16 protein-coding genes are annotated in these 17,824 nt (G+C 58.5%); 7 read left to right on the top strand and 9 right to left on the bottom strand.

From position 1 onward, the window contains the following. Position 1 precedes the first annotated feature (1 nt). The 5 genes from BLT55_RS07620 to BLT55_RS07600 form a co-directional block, all read right to left on the bottom strand. Positions 2–988, bottom strand: coding sequence for an ABC transporter permease (locus tag BLT55_RS07620; protein WP_054998834.1), 987 nt, complete (start codon positions 986–988; stop codon positions 2–4). After that, complete coding sequence (locus tag BLT55_RS07615) at positions 985–1,989, bottom strand: ABC transporter permease (RefSeq protein WP_054998835.1); 1,005 nt, start codon at positions 1,987–1,989, stop codon at positions 985–987. The genes BLT55_RS07620 and BLT55_RS07615 overlap by 4 nt, the downstream gene beginning before the upstream one ends. Continuing rightward, positions 1,976–3,544, bottom strand: coding sequence for a sugar ABC transporter ATP-binding protein (locus BLT55_RS07610; protein WP_054998852.1), 1,569 nt, complete (start codon positions 3,542–3,544; stop codon positions 1,976–1,978). The genes BLT55_RS07615 and BLT55_RS07610 overlap by 14 nt, the downstream gene beginning before the upstream one ends. A gap of 16 nt (positions 3,545–3,560) precedes the next feature. Beyond that, entirely contained in the window at positions 3,561–4,580 is a 1,020-nt protein-coding gene (locus BLT55_RS07605) for a sugar ABC transporter substrate-binding protein (protein WP_054998836.1), read from the bottom strand. A 350-nt stretch (positions 4,581–4,930) separates the two neighbouring features. Continuing rightward, complete coding sequence (locus BLT55_RS07600; RefSeq protein ID WP_054998837.1) at positions 4,931–6,559, bottom strand: methyl-accepting chemotaxis protein; 1,629 nt, start codon at positions 6,557–6,559, stop codon at positions 4,931–4,933. Positions 6,560–6,783: 224 nt separating this feature from the next. On the opposite strand from BLT55_RS07600, the gene BLT55_RS07595 reads away from it, so the two are divergent. Further along, positions 6,784–7,212: a VirK family protein gene (locus BLT55_RS07595; RefSeq protein ID WP_054998838.1), complete on the top strand. Its 429-nt coding sequence runs from the start codon at positions 6,784–6,786 to the stop codon at positions 7,210–7,212. 28 nt (positions 7,213–7,240) lie between these two features. On the opposite strand, the gene BLT55_RS07590 is transcribed toward BLT55_RS07595, so the two are convergent. Next, entirely contained in the window at positions 7,241–7,744 is a 504-nt protein-coding gene (locus BLT55_RS07590) for a DUF3237 family protein (protein WP_074800238.1), read from the bottom strand. Positions 7,745–7,942: 198 nt separating this feature from the next. Here BLT55_RS07590 and BLT55_RS07585 point away from each other — a divergent pair, with 198 nt between their 5' ends. Together BLT55_RS07585 and BLT55_RS07580 are read left to right on the top strand one after the other, a co-directional pair. Continuing rightward, positions 7,943–8,560, top strand: coding sequence for a TetR/AcrR family transcriptional regulator (locus BLT55_RS07585; RefSeq protein ID WP_054998840.1), 618 nt, complete (start codon positions 7,943–7,945; stop codon positions 8,558–8,560). Positions 8,561–8,777: 217 nt separating this feature from the next. Further along, positions 8,778–9,545 carry a C1 family peptidase gene (locus tag BLT55_RS07580; protein WP_054998841.1) on the top strand — a complete coding sequence of 256 codons (768 nt, stop codon included), beginning with the start codon at positions 8,778–8,780 and terminating at the stop codon, positions 9,543–9,545. Positions 9,546–9,559: 14 nt separating this feature from the next. Here the strand turns inward: BLT55_RS07580 and BLT55_RS07575 are convergent, their stop codons facing one another. Further along, the gene (locus BLT55_RS07575) at positions 9,560–10,750 is read right to left on the bottom strand and encodes a XylR family transcriptional regulator (RefSeq protein ID WP_054998842.1); all 1,191 of its coding nucleotides are present in this window, start codon (positions 10,748–10,750) and stop codon (positions 9,560–9,562) included. A gap of 309 nt (positions 10,751–11,059) precedes the next feature. Between BLT55_RS07575 and xylA the strand changes: the two genes are divergently transcribed. The 4 genes from xylA to BLT55_RS07555 all read left to right on the top strand — a co-directional run bounded on the left by xylA (position 11,060) and on the right by BLT55_RS07555 (position 16,344). Beyond that, entirely contained in the window at positions 11,060–12,376 is a 1,317-nt protein-coding gene (gene xylA / locus BLT55_RS07570) for a xylose isomerase (RefSeq protein ID WP_054998843.1), read from the top strand. Between the two features lie 138 nt (positions 12,377–12,514). Further along, entirely contained in the window at positions 12,515–13,516 is a 1,002-nt protein-coding gene (xylF, locus tag BLT55_RS07565; RefSeq protein WP_054998844.1) for a D-xylose ABC transporter substrate-binding protein, read from the top strand. 119 nt (positions 13,517–13,635) lie between these two features. Then, complete coding sequence (xylG, locus tag BLT55_RS07560; RefSeq protein WP_054998845.1) at positions 13,636–15,207, top strand: D-xylose ABC transporter ATP-binding protein; 1,572 nt, start codon at positions 13,636–13,638, stop codon at positions 15,205–15,207. Then, positions 15,208–16,344 carry a sugar ABC transporter permease gene (locus BLT55_RS07555; RefSeq protein ID WP_054998846.1) on the top strand — a complete coding sequence of 379 codons (1,137 nt, stop codon included), beginning with the start codon at positions 15,208–15,210 and terminating at the stop codon, positions 16,342–16,344. Between the two features lie 157 nt (positions 16,345–16,501). Here BLT55_RS07555 and BLT55_RS07550 read toward each other — a convergent pair whose 3' ends face one another. Together BLT55_RS07550 and BLT55_RS07545 are read right to left on the bottom strand one after the other, a co-directional pair. Further along, positions 16,502–17,131: a LysE family translocator gene (locus tag BLT55_RS07550; RefSeq protein WP_007249439.1), complete on the bottom strand. Its 630-nt coding sequence runs from the start codon at positions 17,129–17,131 to the stop codon at positions 16,502–16,504. 62 nt (positions 17,132–17,193) lie between these two features. Beyond that, positions 17,194–17,796 carry a formyltransferase family protein gene (locus BLT55_RS07545; RefSeq protein ID WP_054998853.1) on the bottom strand — a complete coding sequence of 201 codons (603 nt, stop codon included), beginning with the start codon at positions 17,794–17,796 and terminating at the stop codon, positions 17,194–17,196. Between the last annotated feature and the right edge of the window lie 28 nt (positions 17,797–17,824).

Here is a 17,824-nt window from a genome sequence, read left to right as displayed (position 1 = left end):
CTCAGGCCGCGTTACGCAGCAGGTGGCGGCTGGCAAAGCTGAAAGCCAGCACCACGAAGATCAGCGCCCCGGTCGCCACTTGCTGCCAATAGAAATTCCAGCCAATCAACAGCAAACCGTTGGCAATGACGTTGATGAACAACACACCCAGCAGCGTGCCGACAATGTTGGGGCGCCCCTGACGGCTCAGCGTCGTGCCGATAAAGACTGCGCCAATCGCGTTGATCAGATAGGCGTTGCCGGACATCGGCACGTAGGCGTTAACGGTGGCGCTGAGCAGAATGCCTGCCACCGAGCAGGCCAGCGCACTGCCGATGAATACCAGCGCGGCGATGCGTCGGGTGGACAGGCCCGAGTAGTACGCCAGTTGCGGCTGAGTCCCCACGGCGAGAATCTCCCGCCCTAATCGTCCGCGCGCCAGCACCAGGCCGTCGACACCCGCCAGCAGTGCCACGATCACCAATGGCAACGGCACGCCGACAATTGCCACGCCGCTGATCCCCGGCAGCACGCCTTGAGCGATATAGATCGGCTGGCCGCCGTCGGAGAGCAATTGCTGCACGCTGGTGCCGATGAACAAGGTGCCCAGGGTTGCCAGAAACGGCGAAATACGCAGCCCGGCAATCAGCAGCGCGTTGAACACACCGGCCGCAACGCCCGCCAGCACAGCAATTGCGATGGCAGCCGTCAGACCGTAACCGCCATTGAGTGCCACCACAAAACCAAGGCTGGCAAAATCCAGTGCCGTGCCCACCGACAGATCAATGCCGCCAGCGGCGACTGCCCAAGTCATGCCGACAGCGACGATGGCCAGCAGCACGAAATTGTTCAGCACCAGACTCGACAGGTTGCCCCAGCTGAGAAACCCCGGTGCATTGATGGCGAAAAACAGCAGGATGATCAGCACCAGCAACGGCAGAACCGCTGGCAGCAGACGCGGCAGCACCTTTACCAGTGTCGACGACGTATTCAGGGTCAAGGTACTCATTGTTCACCGTCCCGTCTGTCAAGTGCTCCGGAAAATGCCACCACCAGCAGAATCAACACGCCTTGCACGCCGTTGACCCAGAAGTTGGAAATGTTCAGTAATTGAAAGCCATTGATCAGGAAACCCAGTAGCAACGTTGCCAGCAACGTGCCGGGAATGTTCGCCGTCAGACGGCGCGAGAACACTACCCCGAGAAAGGCGATAGCCACCACCGACAGCAACAGGTCGCCAGAGCCCGTGGTGCTGCCGCTGAAAAATGCCGCGGAGCAAAAGGCTGCGATGGCCGCGCAGCCACCGGCGATCAGGTAGCTGGCAAACACATAGCGTTGCAGGTTCAGGCCCGCCGCCTTTGCGGCTTGCGGGTATTCGCCGATGGCATACAGGCGCAGGCCAAAGGCGCTGTGCTGAATCAAAAACCACAATGATGCCGCGACGCCTAGCAGCACCCAGGCGAGCGCCGGAATGCCGAGCCAGCCCCCTGAAGCCAGACTGTCCAGCAGCCCGGAATCAGTGGCCAGCACCGTGTTCTGGGTCAGCACCAGTTCCAGCCCGGCGATCAGGTTCATGCTCGCGAGGGTCGCCAACAGTGGCGGCAGGCGTAACAGCACCACCGCCAGACCATTGAACGCGCCGACCAGCAGGCCACACGCCAACGTCAGGGATATGGCTTGCCAAGCCTCGAAACCAGCGTTGTTCAGGCTGCTGTAAACCGCCGCACACAACCCGAGATTGGCCGCCAGCGACAGATCCAGCCCGCCGCTGACCACATTGGAGCCACCGCCAATCACCACGCAAGTCAGGCCCAGCGCCAGAATGCCGAGCACGGCCGACTGGGCGAACACATTGCTGATGTTGCCGACACTGAGAAAACCCGGCGCGCTGAGGGCGAATACCAGCAGAATCACCAGAAACACCAGCAGCGAACCACGCTGCGCCACGCGCACAAGCAGCCGCCGGGGTGGATCAATGGTCGGGCTGGCAAATACTTCAAGCGTGGACATGCCTGACCTCCTCAATCATCAGTTCAACGTTTTCATCGCTACCACTGGCTCCGGTGGCACAGGCCAGCAATTGGTCGCTGTCGGTCGCTTGAGAATCGAACTCGCCGGCAATGCGCCCTCGGTGCAGGACCACGATGCGATGGGTGATGCCGATCAGTTCCGGCAAGTCAGAGGACAGCACCAGTACGGCTGCGCCAGCCTCGGCAAGCCGCGCGATCAGCCGGTAAATTTCCACCTTGGCACCGATGTCGACACCCACGCTGGGCTCGTCCAGCAAATACAGTGAAGAATGCCGACTCAGCCACTTGGCCAGCGCGACTTTTTGCTGATTGCCGCCACTGAGCAGCTGTACTGCGGCATCAGCACCAGGCGTCTTGATCGCCAGTTCAGCGATCAGCCGTTCACTCTCTCGGGCCTGAGCAGGGCCATCAAGCAAGCCACGGCGGCTGAATCGTCCGAGGCTGGCCAGCGTGATGTTTTCCAGCACGGAAAGGGCTGGTGCCACGCCATGAGTGCGGCGCTCTTCGGGGACCAGCGCAATGCCGTGGCGCACTGCATCGCGGGGCGATTTCAGTTGCAAGGGCTGGCCATTCAACAGCAGCTCGCCGCGCTCCGGCTTGAGCAGCCCGAACAGGCTTTTCAGCAGCTCTTTGGCGCCCGAGCCGACCAGTCCGGTCAGGCCGACCACTTCGCCACGCCGTATGCTGAGGTCGACAGCATCGTAGTACCGCCCTGCCCCAAGCCCACGCAGTTGAAGGACATCGGTACCGGGAACAGTCGGTGCGCGAATGTACTGCTCGCCCACATCGCGATTGACCATCAACCGGGCAATCTGCGCGGTGCTGGTGGTTGCCGGATCGACCACGGCCACATCGCGGCCATTGCGCAGCACCGTGACCTGATCGCAGAGCGATTCGATTTCCTGAAGGTAATGGGAGATGTACAGAATCGTCAGGCCTTCATCGCGCAAACGGCGCACGATGGCCAGCAGCCGATCCACCTCTTGCTTGACCAGCGATACGCTCGGCTCGTCGAACACCAGCACCCTGGGTTTGGCCAGCAGCGCGCGGGTGATCTGCAGGACCTGCCGCTGAGCGCTGTCCAGATCGCGTACCAGTGCTCCCGCTGGCAGGCGCATGGCAAAGTAATCCTCCAGCAGCCGGGTCGCCTCGCGATCCTGGGCACGCCGGTCGACGAACAGACCGCGCTTGATCTCCTGACCAAAAAACAGCGCCTCGCCCACTGTGAAACTGCCCGGCAGCAGCCGCTCCTGGTGGATGAAATGCACCCCCAGGGCCTCGACCTGGCGCGGCGTGACAGCATCGAACCGCTGACCGTGAATGCTCAGGCTGCCTGCGTCTGCACGATGAATGCCGGCCAGCACTTTGATCAGCGTCGACTTGCCTGCGCCGTTCTCACCGACCAGACCGTGAATCGTCCCCGGGTCGACGCGCAGATTGACGCTGTCCAGCGCCTGCGTCGCGCCAAAGCGTTTGCTGATGCCTGTCAGGTGCAAGGCAGGCAGCGTTGCAGCCTGCATCTTCGCTGAAACCATGATCAACCCCCTCGCGTCAGTTGTCGCCGCGCAGCTTTTGTACGTCCGGCAGGTTGGCCGCGGTGGTCAGCAACGTCGGAACCTGTGTTTCCCTGGGCAGATCACGCTGCCCGGCCAGATAACGGGCGACGTTCTGCACGGCGGTCTTGCCGATCAGCGCAGGCTGTTGCGCAACCACTGCACCGACTGGCGAGTTGTCACGGCGCATCAGTTCCAGCACTTCCGGCGTGCCATCGACGCCATAGGTCTTGATCTCGGTACGCCCGGCATCGATCAGTGCCTTGCTGGCACCCAGTTGCGGAATGTCCCAGGCTGCCCAGATCGCCGTAACGCTGCCTTTGGGGTATTTGTTGAGCAACGCCGTTACTTGCGAGTAAGCGTCCTGAACCGTGTTGGGAATCACATCACGCAGTTCGGGCTCGATGATTTTCAGCTCCGGATGATCCTTGAGCGCCAGCTTGAGCTGGTCATAACGAATGGCGCAGACCGGCACGCCATAAAAACCGTTGAATACCAGAATATTGCCCTTGCCGCCTGCGTCCTTGATCAACTGCCCGGCCAGCGCCTTGCCGGTCGCGACGTTGTCGGACGTGGTGTTGTTGAGGCTGTACTGCGACGGCGCATCGATGGTGAATAGCGGAATGCCTGCCTTGCTGATGCGTTTGAGCCACGGATCGATAACGCTGAGCGTGCCCAGGGTCTGGATGACTGCATCCGGTTTTTGCGTGACCACGGTCTGTAATTGATTGACCAGATTCTTGTCATTGCGGCCTGCGTCAAGCGTGATCGGCGTGCCGCCAAGGCGTTTGACCTCATCGACCTGAGCCTGAAACGTCTTGATATCAAAGTAGTGACTAGTGCCAGTCATGCTGATCGCAATGCGTTTGCCCGCCAGCGAAGGCACGTCACTGTCATCGGCATGCGCCGTTGCAGCGAGGCTGGTGGCAAACAGGGTCAGCGCCATAGTGCGCCAAAGTGCAGACAGGCGGGTTGGCGTGGAAGGGGTTGGCTTGGCAACAGGAACGGCATCAGGCATTCGGGTAGCTCCGCTGGCTCAGGAAAACGATCCCGATCAGCAGTGCACAGGTCATGCCCAAAGCCTTGGCGCTACGCACTTATTGTTTTGCACAAAGGTTGAAGAACCCGAAAAACAGGGCTTTGGCTGCAGTCGCGATGTGACCGAAGGCGCCTGCAGGAGTGACCGGGGCGGCAATCCGCATCGCTCATGAAAACAAGGGTCCAGACGCCATATTTTTCGGGGGACTGACCGCTTCGCGAGCAAGTTCGCCCCACAAGACCTGAGCATCAGCGGGAGTTTGCGGGCGCAGGTGCCGAACACATTGTCGATTCGCTGTTGCCTGGACAACAGCGACGACGCGCTTACGGTTAACTGAGTTTGAACTGCCTCAAGGTGGTGGTCAGGCCACTGGCCAGCTCCGCCAGCGACTGACTGGCACTGCCGGTTTGCCCGGTGCGGACTGCCGATTGCGTCGACAGGTCGCGAATCCGCACCAGATTGCGGTCCACTTCTCTGGCAACCAGTGCCTGCTCCTCCGAGGCGCTGGCGATCATCGTGTTGCGCTCGTCGATGATCACGACCGAGCTGGCAATGGTCGCCAGTACGGCATTCGCCGATTCGGCCTGCTGCTTGGTGCGCTGTGCCTGTTCGGTACTGACTTCAAGCGCCGCCAGCGTGCTTTTGGTGCCCATCTGAATATGCCCGACCATGGTCTCGATCTCGCGGGTCGATTCGCTGGTGCGATGTGCCAAAGCACGCACTTCGTCTGCCACCACCGCAAACCCACGCCCTGCCTCGCCTGCTCGCGCCGCCTCGATCGCTGCGTTAAGGGCCAGCAGGTTGGTCTGCTCGGAGACAGCGCGAATGACATCCAGCACCTTGCTGATGTCCAGTGTGCGGGTCGCCAGTGCCTGGGCTTCGACCGATGCCGTGCCGACGTTACGGGTCAACTCGAGAATGGAGGTAACGGTCTGGGCCAGCTCATCCTGCCCCTTGCGAGCGGACAGCGAAGAGGCCTTCGACTCCTCTGAAGTCGTCACCGCATTACGTGCCACTTCATCCACCGCCTGGCTCATCTCGGTCACGGCGGTGGCGGCCATTTCAATCTCGCTGTTCTGCACCACCAGGTCGGCATTGCTGTTGACCATCAGCGCGCTCATCTCCTCAGTGGCAGACGCCAGTTGGTGAGCGGCATCACCCACTTGGGTCAGGGTTTTGCTCAGGCTGCCGCGCATGCGCTCCATGGACTGCAACAGCAAGGCGGCCTCGTCGACGCCTTCCCGGTTGATCGAGGTCGGGCGCAGGTCACCGGCTGCAATGGTTTCCGAGGTCAGCAGTGCCAGACTGATGGGCACCGCCAGGCTTTTTGTCAGGCGCCAGGCAAGCAGCACGGTAATCAACACTGTCAACAGCATGACCACTTGGGTCACCACCAGAGCACTATCGAAGACTTGCGAAGCGGCCGCGCTGGAGTCAGCCTCGGAGTCATCGTTGATTTTTTCCAGTTTGCCAAGTGACGCCTCAATCGTGTCAGCGAGCCTCCTCATGTCGGTCCATGCAGCCTGCCTGCCCGCAGTCGCCTGGCTGTCATTGCCCAGCTCGTAGCTTTGCTCGGCCTTGTCGGTGTAGGTCTGATAATCGTTTGCCAGCCCTGTAACGAGCATTTTTTCGTCATCAGCGGTGATGACAGGGCTGTACGCCTGAATGGCTTTTTGAAAGCCGGCCTTTTTATCGATGAAATCTGCGTGGGCTTCAGCCACCTGAGCGGCGTCCTGAATCGCCAGCATCTTGACCACGGCGGTACGGGTTTTTTCGAATGCCAGAGCGATGTCATCACCCAGTGCAATACCCGGCAGCGAGTCGTTTTCAATCTCCAGTGATTGTTCACGAATACTGTGGAGCTGCACGAGGCTGAAAATACCGAGCCCTACTACCAGAACGACCATCAGCGCAAAGCAGACAGACGTCCGCGCGGCAATCTTCAGCTGTCTCAGCATGTTCAATCCCTTCCAGTGGTTGACGATAAGATTAGCGCCTGCAACGCTATCGGCCATCGATCAGAAAGGATGAAGAATACCGTGCCAGAGCGGTGCCACTGTTATTTGCGGCCCACCGGGGAAATACCTTGTGCTAGGGTTGGTCCTGCTTTTATTACCCTTGCCCCTAACCCTACCCCGGACTTGACTGGCGCACCTGGCCAGTCTGCATTGCTGGAGAAGCCATGAAACGTCACTTCGCGCTGTTGCTCGCACTCTCACTGCCCACCCTCGCCCATGCAGGTGAAGAACTCAAAAGCTACCCCGCCATCACCCAGGCGCTGAATACCGGAGAATCGGTAGCCGTCGTGATTGACCTGGGGCAGTGCAAATCCTCGGTCGAAGGCGCAGAGCCCTCGAAGACCAAAGGCGGCAAACGCATAGAAACCTACCGCATCACGGCGGACGGTACGTTGGCGTTCTCCGATACCCATTTCACTCTGGACCGCGATAACAAGCCTATCGAGCAATTCATCCGCTATCAGATCCGTTCCAACGGTACCGCTGATTTCAGCATGACGACGCTGAGTGTTCCGGGGTATCAGCCAGTGGGCAACGCGGTAAGTTATGCCTGTGCGATCGGTAAGGGGCTGAGTTTCTTTGCCGCGAAGTAATGATCAGGCGTGAAGCGTTGGCGAGGCCTCAGGTCTCGTCAACCTGGAAGATACTAATCGTCATCTCGTCGCTGCCGGTCATGACATGGACCCGGCCTATGTAAAGATGTGTTTGCAGGTATTGATAGTCACCTGCCGGGACGCTGAACTGGATATTACAGGTACAGCGACTGAAGGACGCCGCTATCCGTAATACGCTGTCCTGCGGCTCCTTGCCGGGAGTGCCATCAATGGCAGTAAGCCCTTCGCCAACGACATCGATGCTGACGCCGTCGTCGGTCAACAATGTGTAATACAGGCTGAATCGCACAAGTTCTTCATCCTGCGCGACCAGAAAAAGACTGCCCCCCGGAACAACCTTGCCTCGCAGGCATTGGCCCTGAAACTCACCTCCCAGTATCCCGCTGCTGCTGCTGCTGCTGCTGCTGCTGCTGCTGCTGCTGCGTTGGCCTTGCCGAGGCTGGAATAGTGATTGCGGCGTGTCGATGTGTAAATGGACAGTCAGCATTTCATGTAACTGTATCGTTTGCATGCCTCTACCTCTCTTCTTGCAACGTCGCCGTTTTGCAACGTCACTGTCGAGCACACACTCGACGATTACAGGCTGTGCAGTGAAAAGCTGCTGCCTCCCGGCACCGGAAACTCATAAGTGTACGGCGGTGTATGTTTTAGCCCGGAGCTGACGCGCTGTCAATTTAAATGTACCATTCGGTACGCTTATGGAGGACTGATGAAAGCACGCACCGAAGCACGTCACCTGACCATTGTCGGAGTCGCCGCCGATGTATTTCTCGAACTCGGCTACGACGGCGCCTCGATGACCGAGGTGTCACGACGCTTGGGCGGGTCGAAAGCGACGCTCTACGGATACTTTCGCTGCAAAGAGGATCTGTTCGGCGCCGTGGTGAAGATGTACGCAACCTCCCATTTGTATGATGCTCTGGCCTCTCTGCTGCAGGCATCGGACGACAGTGCGCTGCACGAAACACTGGTCCGCTTCGGGCGCAAGATGATGAGCGTGCTCACCCACGACTCAAAAGCCATCAATGTCTACCGACTGGTTCTGTCGGAATCCGGTCGTTCAGACATCGGCAAGCTGTTCCATGACAGCGGCCCCAGTCAGTGCATCGACGTACTTTCGGACCTGATGTCGCGTGCAATGGCGAGTGGAGACCTGGCCGACGCCTGCCCCGGATTGAGGGCCAGGCAATTCTTGTCTCTATTAACAGCCGAAACCGGCGAGCGGCTGTTCCAGCAGGAACCTGCACCCATGCCGATGTCCGAGGTGGAGAGACTGGTAGATCAGGCGGTCAGGATGTTTATGAGTGGGGCTGGACGCGCACTGTAGATGCCAAAATACACTATCAAACATCCGTATCAAGAAGCCTTATTGCCAATCGCAAAACATCATCAATGATGGCTATCTGGGCGACATTTAGCACACTAAGCACTAAAAATATCTTCACTGATTCACTGAGTCAAACCTGCTTACATGGTGCCAGCGGCCTTATTGTTCGCACCTGCGTTCAATGATGTTTTCATCGCCTTTCAACAGGACACAGATGATGACCTATACCGTAAAGCAGTATGGCTGGATTCGAGACCTGCCGGATCATCGCGACCACTTATACGCGGCCCCCATTGCTACGCTGACAGCACTTCCGCACTCGATTGACCTGAGAAAACACTGCCCTCCCGTCTATGACCAGGGACAACTTGGCAGTTGCACGGCCAATGGCATTGCAGCAGCCATTCAGTTTGACCGGATGAAACAGAAACTGAAGCCCGCCTTCGAGCCATCGCGTTTATTTATCTATTACAACGAACGCGTGATCCAACATACCGTGAAGTCGGACAGCGGTGCGATGATTCGAAACGGCATCAAAACGGTTGCAGCCCAAGGCGACTGCCCGGAAAAAGAGTGGCCCTACGACATTGCCAAGTTCGCAATCAAACCTCCACCCGCCTGTTATAAAGACGCCAGAAAATACAAAGCCGTTTCTTATCAGAAAGTGGCGCAACACCTCAATCAAATGAAAGGCTGTCTGGCGTCGGGATACCCGTTCATCATTGGTTTTGCGGTGTACGAAAGCTTTGAAAGCAAGAAAGTTGCCGAGACCGGACACGCACCGATGCCCGCCCATGCGGAAAAGATGCTCGGCGGGCACTGCGTGCTGGTGGTCGGTTATGACGATGCTCACCAGCGTTTCATAGTACGTAACTCATGGGGTGTCGCATGGGGCATGGAGGGCTACTTCACCATGCCCTACAGTTACCTGATGGACCCGAATCTGTCGTCTGACTTCTGGACAATACGCCTGGTGGCTGCTTGATGGGTGGAGCTCGGCTAATGGTGCTCCGCCACACTCCCCTTCACCTGATACTCCCTCGGCGTGCACCCAAACTCACGGCGAAACACGGTATGCAGGTACTGCGCCGATTTGAAACCACAATCGCGGGCGATCTCTGCAATCGCCGAGTCGGTTCTTTCCAGGCCGTTGGCGGCAGCGGCCAGTTTGAAGCGCAGGATCTCGTCATGCACGCTGCAGCCGCGCGCCCTGCGAAAGTGTGATTCCAGTGATGAGCGCGATACGCCCACATACGCGGCGACTTGCGCTGTCTTGATGCCCTGACAGGCGTACTGGCGGATGAACAGCATGGCTTGCATCACGTACGGATTACCCAATGGTTGATGCAAGCTTGAAGCCTGCACGTTAACCGCATCCGGTGGAATCAGGATCTGTGTGCCGGTGGACGGCATGCCGTGCAACATCTGGTGAAGCAGGCGCGCAGCGGTTCTGCCCATGGTCTCGGTGCCTTGAATCACCGAACTCAGGGGTACGCGGGTGAGGGTTCGGGTCAGCGGGTCGTTATCGATGCCGATCAGTGCCACTTGCTCGGGCACGGCAATCCCGGCGGTCAGGCAGGCCTGTAGCAATTGCCGGGCGCGCGCGTCGGTCACGGCGATGATGCCGACGGGTTTAGGCAGGCTGTGCAGCCAGGCGATCTGCTGCTCGACGGCACTGTCCCAAAGCGGAGCGCTGGTGCCCATGCCGCGATAGATCTCGACCTGCAGCCCATCGCGCTGAAGCAACCGGCGAAAGGCTGTCTCCCGCTCCTGCGCCCAGCGATTGGCTTGCGCCTCAGGCAGGCTGAAGCAGGCAAACCGTGTCAGCCCGGCTTCGATCAAGTGTTGGTAAGCCGCCTCGATCAGCGCGTGATTGTCGGTGGCGACATACGGAATGCCTTTCGGGTAGGCACGCGCATCCTGATAAGAGCCACCGACCGCCACGACCGGCAATCTGATGCCGGCCAGTGCCTCGCCGATCAACGGGTCGTCGAAGTCGGCAATGATTCCGTCGCCCTGCCAGCGCTCGATGCCTTTCAGGCGACAGAGAAAATCTTCTTCGAGGAACAGATCCCAGGATACGCGAGTGCTGCTGAGGTAATTGCCAATGCCACTGATAATGCCGCGATCGTAGATTTTGCTGCCATTGAATAACAGCGCGATACGGTGCACAGGAGGTACGGTTTTCATTGTTTTTATACCGATCCGGAAGCGCGAAGCTTTTCGACAGCCTAGGCGCGTGCACGGCGAATCTCAATACTCAAAATCGCACTGTCGGTTGATGATTTTCATAATCAGCAGGCACAGGGCCGTTGCTAGGCTCTGTATGAAAAGTCGGCGAGCGAAGGTCAGGCAAGGCAAAAACAGGCGAGGAAGCGGAGTCTACGGGTTGTAAATGAGCATTCCGAGCCTGTTTTTAACGCAGCATCACCGAGCGCAGCCACTTTTCGTACAGAGCCTAGTATCGAGGCATCGCCCATAACAACAAGGAAAACGCAGATGACGTACTTCCCCACTGTCGACAAGGTTATCTACGAAGGCCCCGACAGCGACTCGCCCCTTGCCTTTCGCCATTACAACGCCGACCAGCTGATCCTCGGCAAACCCATGCGCGAACACTTGCGCATGGCTGCCTGCTATTGGCACACCTTCGTCTGGCCAGGCGCGGACATGTTCGGTGTCGGCACGTTCAAGCGCCCCTGGCAGCGCGTCGGTGATCCGATGGAGCTGGCCATCGGCAAGGCTGAAGCGGCGTTCGAGTTCTTCTCCAAACTGGGCATCGACTATTACAGCTTCCATGACACAGACGTTGCTCCAGAAGGCAGCTCGATCAAGGAATACCGCCACAACTTCGCGCAGATGATCGATCATCTGGAGCGCCATCAGGAACAGAGCGGGATCAAACTGCTGTGGGGCACCGCCAATTGTTTCAGCAACCCGCGCTTTGCCGCAGGTGCGGCCAGTAATCCCGACCCAGAGGTGTTCGCCTATGCCGCAGCCCAGGTGTTCAGTGCCATGAACGCGACCCTGCGTCTCAAAGGCGCCAACTATGTGCTGTGGGGCGGTCGCGAGGGTTATGAAACGCTGCTTAACACCGACCTGAAGCACGAACGCGAACAACTGGGGCGATTCATGCGCATGGTGGTCGAGCACAAGCACAAGATCGGTTTCAAAGGCGACCTGCTGATCGAGCCTAAACCACAGGAGCCGACCAAGCATCAGTACGACTACGACAGCGCCACGGTTTTCGGATTTCTGCAGCAGTACGGCCTGGAAAACGAGATCAAGGTCAACATCGAGGCCAACCATGCCACGCTGGCCGGACACAGCTTTCATCACGAGATCGCCACTGCCGTCTCGCTGGGCATTTTCGGCAGCATCGACGCCAATCGTGGCGATCCGCAGAACGGCTGGGACACCGACCAGTTTCCCAATAGCGTCGAGGAAATGACCCTTGCCACCTATGAAATCCTGAAGGCCGGTGGTTTCGGCAATGGCGGCTACAATTTCGATTCCAAGGTGCGGCGTCAAAGCCTCGACGAAGTCGATCTGTTTTACGGCCATGTTGCAGCGATGGATGTGCTCGCCCTGTCGCTGGAGCGGGCTGCGGCCATGCTGCAGAACGACGTGTTGCAACAGTTCAAGGATCAGCGCTATGCCGGTTGGCAGCAGCCGTTCGGACAATCGGTGCTTGCGGGCGAATTCAGTCTTGCTTCACTGGCCGAGCATGCGTTCGCCCATGAACTGAACCCACAGGCGGTCAGCGGTCGACAGGAATGGCTCGAAGGCTTGGTCAACCGGTTTGTCTATACCTGATGACAGGCCAGGCCGGGGGTCGCCGTGACTTCTTGCGACAACGCCACGCACGCGGCGCCCGTTAACGCTCTACCGTTTTATCGGCATCCTCACCGATGCCTGGCAGTGTCTTCCAACAACAATAAAAGGACGCACCTCATGAACACCCTGAAACGCACGCTGTTGGCCAGTGCACTGGCACTTCTGTCCCTGCCGGTCATGGCCGATTCTGCCCTCCCGAAGATCGGCTTTTCGATTGACGACTTGCGCCTGGAGCGCTGGGCAAGAGACCGGGATTACTTCGTTGCAGCGGCCGAAAAGCTGGACGCCAAGGTCTTTGTGCAATCAGCTGATGCCAACGAGCAAAAGCAGATTTCGCAGATCGAGAACCTGATTTCCCGAGGCGTGGATGTGATTGTCATCGTGCCGTTCAACGCCACGGTATTGACCAACGCCATTGCCGAAGCCAAGAAAGCCAACATCAAGGTCGTGTCTTATGACCGGCTGATTCTGAACGCTGACGTCGACGCCTACATCTCTTTCGATAACGAAAAAGTCGGCGAAATGCAGGCCAGTGGTGTGCTCGCCGCCGCGCCCAAGGGCAATTACTTCCTGCTCGGTGGCGCGCCGACAGACAACAACGCGAAGATTCTGCGCGAAGGTCAGATGAAAGTGCTCCAGCCGGCCATCGACAAGGGCGACATCAAGATTGTCGGGCAACAGTGGGTGAAGGAATGGAACCCAATCGAGGCGCTGAGCATTGTGGAAAACGCCCTGACCCGCAATGACAACAAGATTGCTGGCATCGTCGCCTCCAATGACGCGACTGCCGGAGGGGCCATACAAGCGCTGGCCACGCAAAAGCTGGCGGGCAAGGTGCCCATCTCGGGGCAGGACGCTGACTTGGCGGCGATCAAGCGAGTAAAAGATGGCACGCAGACCATGACCGTTTACAAACCATTGAAACTGATTGCCACCGAGGCCGCCAAACTCTCGGTACAACTGGCACGCGGCGAAAAGCCGGCCTTCAGTTCGCAGTACGACAACGGTAGCAAAAAGGTCGACACCATTCTGCTGGCACCGACGCCATTGACCAAAGACAACATCGACCTGCTGGTCACCGACGGCTTTTACACTCAGGCACAGATTGACGGGAAATGACCGGTCGGGCTGAACAGCATCGACCGATAACCTGAGCGCTGCCCTGCGGGACCCGCTGAATCCGGCCCCGCAGGTGCTCTGCCTGCGCCAGCCCGTGGCCTGCGTGCGAGTTAACCACCATGTCCGACTATTTGCTGCAAATGAACGGCATCGTCAAAACCTTTGACGGCGTCAAAGCCCTGAACGGCATCGATATCAAGGTTCGACCCGGCGAATGCGTCGGTCTGTGCGGCGAAAACGGGGCCGGTAAATCGACCCTGATGAAGGTTCTCTCGGCGGTCTATCCCTACGGCACCTGGGAAGGCGAGATTCTCTGGGAAGGCCAGCCGTTGAGGGCGCAATCGATCAGCGAAACCGAGGCTGCCGGAATCGTCATCATCCATCAGGAGTTGACGCTGGTCCCGGACCTGTCGGTGGCTGAAAACATCTTCATGGGCCACGAGCTGACCCTGGCGGGCGGTCGCATGAACTACCCGGCGATGATTCACCGTGCCGAAGCACTGATGCGCGAGCTCAAAGTCCCCGACATGAACGTTGCGCTGCCGGTGTCGCAGTACGGCGGCGGTTATCAACAACTGGTTGAAATCGCCAAGGCGCTGAACAAAAAGGCACGGCTGTTGATCCTCGATGAGCCGTCCTCGGCCCTGACCCGCTCGGAGATAGAGGTGCTGCTGGGCATCATTCGCGACCTGAAAGCCAAAGGTGTTGCCTGCGTTTATATCTCGCACAAACTTGATGAGGTGGCGGCGGTATGCGACACCATTTCAGTGATCCGCGACGGCAAGCATATTGCCACCACCGCCATGACGGAAATGGACATCCAGAAGATCATCACCCAGATGGTCGGGCGCGAAATGAGCAATCTGTACCCCACCGTACCCCACGATGTCGGTGAGGTGATTTTCGAGGCGCGACACATCACCTGTTACGACGTCGATAACCCCAGACGCAAACGCGTGGACGACATCTCGTTTGTCCTCAAGCGCGGAGAAATTCTCGGCATCGCCGGGCTGGTGGGTGCTGACCGCACGGAACTGGTTTCGGCGCTGTTCGGTGCCTATCCAGGACGCTACAGCGGCGAGGTATGGCTGGACGGCCGGATCATCGATACGCGCACGCCGCGCAAATCGATCCGCGCCGGGTTGGCCATGGTGCCTGAAGACCGCAAGCGTCAGGGCATCATTCCCGACCTGGGCGTCGGCCAGAACATCACCCTCGCCGTCCTCGACCAGTACGCGAACATGACCCGTATCGACGCAGAGGCCGAACTGGGCAGCATCGACCGGGAAATCTCGCGCATGCACCTCAAGACCGCAAGCCCGTTCCTGCCGATCACCAGCCTGTCCGGTGGCAATCAGCAGAAAGCCGTGCTGGCGAAGATGCTATTGACCCGACCTCGCGTGCTGATTCTCGATGAGCCTACCCGAGGTGTGGATGTAGGTGCCAAATACGAGATCTACAAGCTGATGGGCGCGCTGGCCGCCGAAGGTGTTTCGATCATTATGGTTTCCTCCGAGCTGGCCGAAGTGCTGGGCGTATCCGACCGTGTGCTGGTGATTGGCGAAGGCCGGTTGCGCGGCGACTTCATCAACCATGAACTCACCCAGGAACAGGTGCTTGCTGCCGCACTCAGCCACCCCGACAGCCCTGACGACAATACCCATAACAATAACGACCGGAAGACCGCGTAGATGAATCAGGTCAAACAGTTTTTCACCCGCTACAAAATGCTCGCACTGGTGATTTCCATCGCCGTGATCTGGCTATTCTTCAGCTGGCATACCGAGGGTGGATTTCTCACCCCGCGCAACCTCTCCAACCTGCTGCGGCAGATGTCCATCACCGGAATCCTGGCCTGCGGCATGGTGCTGGTGATCATCAGCGGTGAAATCGATCTTTCGGTGGGCTCGATGCTCGGTTTGCTCGGCGGGCTGGCAGCGATTCTCGACGTGGTCTATCACGTTCCGCTGTTGGCGAACCTGAGCGTGGTGGCGCTGTGCGGTTTGATGATCGGCCTGGCCAATGGCTACATGACCGCCTACCTGCGCATTCCGTCATTCATCGTCGGGCTCGGTGGCATGCTGGCGTTTCGTGGTGTGCTGCTGGGGATCACCGGCGGCACCACGATTGCACCGGTGTCGCCGTCGCTGGTTTATGTGGGTCAGGGCTATCTGCCTCACGCGGTGGGCACCGGGCTGGGCCTGTTGCTGATGACGCTGACGATCTTTCTGACCTGGAAACAACGCCGCAATCGCGCCCTGCATGGCCTTATGCCCCATTCAATACTGCGCGACCTGTTGCGCGTCGCGTTGATCGGCGCCGTGCTGGCCGGGTTTGTGTACATTCTGAACAGCTACGACGGCATTCCGGTTCCGGTCCTGTTGTTGCTGGTGCTGCTCGGGGTGTTCAGTTACGTCACCAGCCAGACCGTGTTCGGCCGACGGGTATACGCAGTCGGCAGCAACATGGAGGCCACCCGCCTGTCCGGTATCAATGTGCAGGCGGTGAAGCTGTGGATCTTCGGCATCATGGGGGTCATGTGCGCACTCGCCGGGCTGGTCAATACCGCACGCCTGGCTGCGGGCTCGCCTTCGGCTGGCAACATGGGCGAACTCGACGCCATCGCCGCCTGCTTCATTGGCGGCACGTCGATGCGCGGCGGCTCCGGAACGGTCTACGGTGCCCTGCTTGGCGCGCTGGTGATCACCAGCCTGGATAACGGCATGTCGATGCTCGACGTCGACAGTTACTGGCAGATGATCGTCAAGGGCGGGATTCTGGTGCTGGCGGTATGGGTTGATGTGAGCACGCGGGCCGGGCGGCGTTGACTGCAAACATTATTATTTTTGATTATAAAATTTTACTATCATTCTTTTTGTTCATTACATTTTGTATGAACGCCGCTCATACAAGCAGCAGGTAGCCTTCAGAAAACGCTCGACTTGTCGCCACTGGCGGTGCTTCTGAAGGCTGCCCTGAGGATGATCAGAACAGCGAGCTGAGAAAGCCGATGGCAATGATCGAATAGAACACACCACAAATCAGACCAAACGACTTACGTGTCCGGGTGAAAAACGGCTCTGCTGATTGCGCGGAAAATGCCAACGCGTAGGTGCAGAAAATCAGAAACCCTAACAGCGCGCAGCCCGCCACCAAAACGAAGCTGGCCCACGCAGGCGCGTTGGCGCTGAGCCCGACGGTGGTCACTGTGAACCAGGTCAAGGCCGCTTTGGGGTTAGTGAGGTGAATGCCAAGGCCCTGGAGATAAAATCCCAGGTTTCGGCTTTGTTTTTCACGCACCCGCGACACCAGAGCGGCGTTTGGGGCCAGAGCACTGCGAATCGACTTCCAGGCCAGAAAGAACAAATAGCAGGCCCCCAGCACTTTCAGCCACAGCATGGTCTGCGAGTTGGACATCAACAGCGCCGAAACCCCGGCAGCGGTCATCGCTCCCCAGCACAACGAACCGGAAATCACCCCGGCGGCCAATGCCAGACCCGGCGTTCGGCCGTAATTCAGGGAGGTATTGGCAATCGCGAGGTTGCCCGGCCCAGGGCTGGCGGTGCCTATCACGTAAACACCCAGCGCCGCGAAAAAACTCGAAAACTCAAACATAGGTGCACTCTTCAGTGAGCACTTCAAGCTATGGGTAGCTTGAAGTGGCTTGCCAGGAAAACTTACTTGAAGCAACGATGATCCGGCTCCTGAGCACGGATTTTTTCCATCCAGGGTTTGAGCTCGGATTGCTTGTACAGCCGCTCCCCCCAGTTCTCCGACGATACCGGCAAGGGCTGCCCTTGCAGGATGTAATCGGTGAGCAGATGAATGAACTGTTGCAGGCAATACGCTCCGACATGCAGGCGCAGTGACGATGCCGTCTCGGCTGGCGCTATGTTGAAACGCGCGACATTTATGATCTGTCCGCTATCGACTGATGGCGCCAGATGGTGGCAGGTAGAACCATAGGTTTCATCGTTGTAATAGATCGCATAATGCTGACTGCCAAGCCCGCGATATTTAGGCGGCGCAGGGTGCAGGTTGATCGCTCCCTTGCGTGCATTCTTGTAAATGCTCTCCGGGAATATGAAATCGCCACGGTAGGAAATGATCCAGTCGCCTTCCCAGTTATCCAGATGGTAGGGATATGGATCGCCCGGGTCCCAGCAAAACACCTCCAGGTTGGAGAATACCGTTTTGGCGAACTCCACCCCGTGATCACACCAGTCCATCGTACATACCGACAACAGGACTTTGTCCTTGCATGACTCGATTGTCTGCACCTTCACTGCTCCCTATCTAGATAATGTG

The sequence above is a fragment of the Pseudomonas cannabina genome (genome assembly GCF_900100365.1).
Lineage (GTDB): Bacteria > Pseudomonadota > Gammaproteobacteria > Pseudomonadales > Pseudomonadaceae > Aquipseudomonas > Aquipseudomonas cannabina.
The sequence above is the reverse complement of the archived record's forward strand: the minus strand, read 5'-3'. Positions and strand labels throughout refer to the sequence as shown.

Coding starts and splice junctions, on each gene's coding strand:
- BLT55_RS07620 (WP_054998834.1), bottom strand. CDS start 988: ATGAGTACCTTGACCCTGAATACGTCGTCGACACTGGTAAAGGTGCTG.
- BLT55_RS07615 (WP_054998835.1), bottom strand. CDS start 1,989: ATGTCCACGCTTGAAGTATTTGCCAGCCCGACCATTGATCCACCCCGG.
- BLT55_RS07610 (WP_054998852.1), bottom strand. CDS start 3,544: ATGGTTTCAGCGAAGATGCAGGCTGCAACGCTGCCTGCCTTGCACCTG.
- BLT55_RS07605 (WP_054998836.1), bottom strand. CDS start 4,580: ATGCCTGATGCCGTTCCTGTTGCCAAGCCAACCCCTTCCACGCCAACC.
- BLT55_RS07600 (WP_054998837.1), bottom strand. CDS start 6,559: ATGCTGAGACAGCTGAAGATTGCCGCGCGGACGTCTGTCTGCTTTGCG.
- BLT55_RS07595 (WP_054998838.1), top strand. CDS start 6,784: ATGAAACGTCACTTCGCGCTGTTGCTCGCACTCTCACTGCCCACCCTC.
- BLT55_RS07590 (WP_074800238.1), bottom strand. CDS start 7,744: ATGCAAACGATACAGTTACATGAAATGCTGACTGTCCATTTACACATC.
- BLT55_RS07585 (WP_054998840.1), top strand. CDS start 7,943: ATGAAAGCACGCACCGAAGCACGTCACCTGACCATTGTCGGAGTCGCC.
- BLT55_RS07580 (WP_054998841.1), top strand. CDS start 8,778: ATGACCTATACCGTAAAGCAGTATGGCTGGATTCGAGACCTGCCGGAT.
- BLT55_RS07575 (WP_054998842.1), bottom strand. CDS start 10,750: ATGAAAACCGTACCTCCTGTGCACCGTATCGCGCTGTTATTCAATGGC.
- xylA (WP_054998843.1), top strand. CDS start 11,060: ATGACGTACTTCCCCACTGTCGACAAGGTTATCTACGAAGGCCCCGAC.
- xylF (WP_054998844.1), top strand. CDS start 12,515: ATGAACACCCTGAAACGCACGCTGTTGGCCAGTGCACTGGCACTTCTG.
- xylG (WP_054998845.1), top strand. CDS start 13,636: ATGTCCGACTATTTGCTGCAAATGAACGGCATCGTCAAAACCTTTGAC.
- BLT55_RS07555 (WP_054998846.1), top strand. CDS start 15,208: ATGAATCAGGTCAAACAGTTTTTCACCCGCTACAAAATGCTCGCACTG.
- BLT55_RS07550 (WP_007249439.1), bottom strand. CDS start 17,131: ATGTTTGAGTTTTCGAGTTTTTTCGCGGCGCTGGGTGTTTACGTGATA.